This window comes from Bradyrhizobium sp. TM233, from assembly GCF_036247965.1.
Taxonomy (GTDB): domain Bacteria; phylum Pseudomonadota; class Alphaproteobacteria; order Rhizobiales; family Xanthobacteraceae; genus Bradyrhizobium; species Bradyrhizobium ottawaense.
In genome coordinates, this window is sequence record NZ_BTIG01000052.1 from 1 (window position 1) to 3442 (window position 3442).

General features: G+C 63.8%; 3 protein-coding genes and 2 pseudogenes. 4 read left to right on the top strand and 1 reads right to left on the bottom strand.

Annotation, left to right across the window (positions count from 1 at the left end; all coding sequences use genetic code 11):
* Positions 1–232: substrate-binding domain-containing protein (locus AABA86_RS33240; RefSeq protein WP_338309752.1), on the bottom strand; the 232-nt coding region annotated here is incomplete at its 3' end.
* A 398-nt stretch (positions 233–630) separates the two neighbouring features.
* On the opposite strand from AABA86_RS33240, the pseudogene AABA86_RS33245 reads away from it, so the two are divergent.
* The 4 genes and pseudogenes from AABA86_RS33245 to AABA86_RS33260 all read left to right on the top strand — a co-directional run.
* Positions 631–1448 (top strand): annotated as a pseudogene (locus AABA86_RS33245) (3-hydroxybutyryl-CoA dehydrogenase).
* A 135-nt stretch (positions 1449–1583) separates the two neighbouring features.
* Positions 1584–2048 (top strand): group III truncated hemoglobin, encoded by a 465-nt coding sequence (locus tag AABA86_RS33250; RefSeq protein ID WP_212250413.1) that lies wholly within the window; start codon positions 1584–1586, stop codon positions 2046–2048.
* 263 nt (positions 2049–2311) lie between these two features.
* Positions 2312–2965: a QcrA and Rieske domain-containing protein gene (locus AABA86_RS33255; RefSeq protein ID WP_212250486.1), complete on the top strand. Its 654-nt coding sequence runs from the start codon at positions 2312–2314 to the stop codon at positions 2963–2965.
* Positions 2966–3107: 142 nt separating this feature from the next.
* Positions 3108–3442 (top strand): annotated as a pseudogene (locus AABA86_RS33260) (PQQ-dependent dehydrogenase, methanol/ethanol family); the annotation flags it as partial.

Sequence of the window (3442 nt, forward strand, 5' to 3'; positions counted from 1 at the left end):
TGTCGCTGGCGCCGAAATCGACGGCTTCCTTTTTGATCAGGCCGAGACCGATGCCGGAGCCGACGGCTTGATAGCTGACGACGTTGCCGGTCTTGGCCTTGTACGCGTCGGTCCATTTCGCCATCACGGGCGAAACGAAGGTTGAGCCGGCGCCTTTGGTTTCGGCTGCCACGCTTTGTGTGGCGACGAGCAGAGCGGCGAGGATGATTGATAGTTTGATGTGGTTCTTCATGTGCGCGACGCTAACAGGTGAGGCACGAAGCCGATGTGGTCTATGTCACAACGGCGTCGCGACGCATGCGCGCTGGCCATTGCGCATCGACTACACCACACCGCAAGTGGCCGCCGCATCGTCCGATAGGTCGAGATCGAGATCCGAAGCGCGCCGGGCGCTAGCGGCCCTTCCGCTGTGCGGCGCCGGGCAAGGAGCAGGCAAATTCGGGGCAAACCGCCTGCCAGGTGGCCAAATCGCGCCTTTTGGCGACCGGCAGCGGCTTTATTCCCGCCATGGATGCTTTAAGGAAGAGGCAGGATCAGGTCGCAGGCGCCCGCCGGCGGTGCTAGAGCCTGATGCAGGAACAATGGGCCCGGCCGGGATGGCTCGCCCGCAAGGATGAAGGATATGAGGCAATGATCCAGACGGTTGGCATCATCGGGGCAGGGACCATGGGGAATGGTATCGCGCAAATCTGCGCGGCGGCCGGGCTCTCGGTCGTGATGGTCGATATTTCCGATGCGGCGGTGAACCGCGGGCTGTCGACCGTCGGCGGCAGCCTCGAGCGCCTGGTCAAGAAGGAGAAGATGTCGGCGGTCGATCGGGAGGCGGCGCTCAAGCGCATCACCGGCACGACGGACCGCGCCAAGCTTGCTGACTGCGATCTCGTCATCGAGGCCGCAACCGAGAACGAGGAGCTCAAGGTCAAGATCCTGAAGGATCTCTGCGCCACGTTGTCGCCGCGCACGCTGCTCGCGACCAACACCTCGTCGATCTCGATCACGAAGCTCGCTGCGGCGACCGATCGTCCCGACCGCTTCATCGGCATGCACTTCTTCAACCCGGTGCCGGTGATGGCGCTGCTGGAGCTCATCCGCGGCCTGCAGACCTCCGACGACACCCACGCCAAGGCGCTCGATTTCGCCAAGCGCGTCGGCAAGGTGGCGATCACCGCCAAGAACAGCCCGGGCTTTGCCGTCAACCGCATCCTGTGCCCGATGATCAACGAGGCGATNNGATCGACGCCGGCATGAAGCTCGGTTGCAACCATCCGATCGGGCCGCTGGCTCTGGCCGATCTGGTCGGACTCGACACCATGCTTTCGGTGATGGAGGTCTTTTACAAGGGCTTCAACGATCCTAAATACAGGCCAGCGCCGCTGCTCAAAGAGATGGTCGATGCAGGCCATCTCGGCCGCAAGACCGGGCAGGGCTTCTACACCTATAGCGCCTGATCAGGCGTCGGCGGCGGGCTTTGAGCGTCCGCCGCCGGATCCCGCACTTTGCGCTGCGACAAAGACGCCGCGCGCAACGGGTCCGACAATGTCGAACGGGCGGCCCGCGGGAATAACGGAACGGACACAAAGGACATGTCGGATCGACTGAAGGCCGAGCGCGAGGCGGCGGCCGCGCGGCGGAACCTGTTGACCCAGGATGCGATCGAGCGCACCGGGATTACCGAGGAGATGATCGGGGAACTCGTCACCCGCTTTTACGGGCGCGTGCGCGAAGATGCACAGCTCGGGCCGGTGTTCGGGATCGTGCAGAACTGGGACGAGCATCTTGCCAAACTCAGGGATTTCTGGTCCTCGGTCGTGCTGATGAGCGGCCGCTATCACGGCTCGCCGATGCGGGCGCATTTGCCGCTCAGTCTGGTGGGCGATCATTTCGACCGCTGGCTCGATCTGTTCGAGCAGACCGCGCGCGAGGTCTGCCCGCCGCCGGCAGCTAGCCTGTTCATCGACAAGGCGCGCCGCATCGCCGACAGTTTTGAGATGGCGTCGGCCACCGTCGCCGGTTCTATCGCCGCGCCGCGCCACGTGCTCAGGTCCTGACGACGACCTGCTGCCTGCAAAACATGCAGGGACGTCGCGCTGCGTTTGCGCAGCGCGACGAATAGCGCGCTGCACCAATTCCGACATCATCGGTCTGATCTGCAAAATCATCATGCCGCTCGCGCGGCGTGACGTTGAATTTGTGAAAACGCGCTTGAATGCGTTCATCGTCGTTCAATCAACGCGAGCAAAGCCATATTGATGCACTGCGGTGCCAATTCTTCGCCTTCTTTTCGGCAGAGTTCCAGCGCCTGCTTGTGGACATGTCCCGCGCATCGTTGACCGCCAATTCCTCATCATCCGAAAACCCTAGGGCACCCGACGCCGACGCGTGCGCCGAGCAGACGCGGCGAACGGTCCTGCTCGGCGCACTCGCCACCACCGCGTGCCTCGGCTGTTCCACGCACGCGCGCGCGGATGAGGATCCGCCTGGCTCCGACGAACGGCCCCAGAAAGGCGATGTGCTCGTCTTCTCCCAAGGCGACAAGGAGGGAAAGCTGATCACGGCGTCCGACCTGCCGGCCGGCGGACCGCCGGTGCATGCCTGGCCGAAGGATCCCAAGACCTCGGTGGTGCGCAGCGCCTCCCGGCTCAACGAGATCGTGGTCATCCGGCTCGATCCCGCCGAGCTCGACGAGAAGACGCGCGGGCGCGCCGTCGACGGCATCATCGCCTATTCGGCGATCTGCGCGCATGCCGGCTGTCCCGTCACCGCCTGGGTGAAGAGCGATGTCGGCGACAAGGAGGTGCTCAAGTGCATGTGTCACAACTCCGAATACGATCCTCGTGCGGGTGCGCAGGTCGTGTTCGGACCGGCGCCGCGACGGCTCGCGGCGCTGCCGTTGGCGCTCGCTGACGGCTCGCTCAGCGTCGCCGGCAACTTCATCGGAAAGGTAGGTGGCGCGCAGCCAGGATGAGATGGACGGTGCGGGCCCGCGCCCGCGTCACGAGAGGCCGTATCCGCCGACGGGCGGTCGGCGGGACGAACGAAGAATTCAGCACAAGAATTCAACACAAGAATTCAAACGGATGAAAAGGGGAACGTCCATGAAAACTTTCATGACCAGGAAGCAATGGTACCTGTCCGGCTTCGTCGCCTTCACCTGCCTCGCCTCGACCGCCGCCATGTCGGGTCCGATCGAGAATTACGCGCCGGTCACCGCACAGCGGCTCGAGAATCCGGAGCCAAGCAACTGGATGCTCTATCGGCGCACCTATGACGGGCACGGCTATAGCCCGCTCGATCAGATCAACACCTCCAACGTGAAGAACCTCACACCGGTCTGGACCTTCGCCACCGGCGTCGTCGAAGGCCACGAGGCGCCGCCGATCGTCAACAACGGCGTGATGTTCGTGGCGACCCCGATGGGGCAGGTGATCGCGCTCGACGCCAA

Coding starts and splice junctions, on each gene's coding strand:
- AABA86_RS33250 (WP_212250413.1), top strand. CDS start 1,584: ATGTCGGATCGACTGAAGGCCGAGCGCGAGGCGGCGGCCGCGCGGCGG.
- AABA86_RS33255 (WP_212250486.1), top strand. CDS start 2,312: ATGTCCCGCGCATCGTTGACCGCCAATTCCTCATCATCCGAAAACCCT.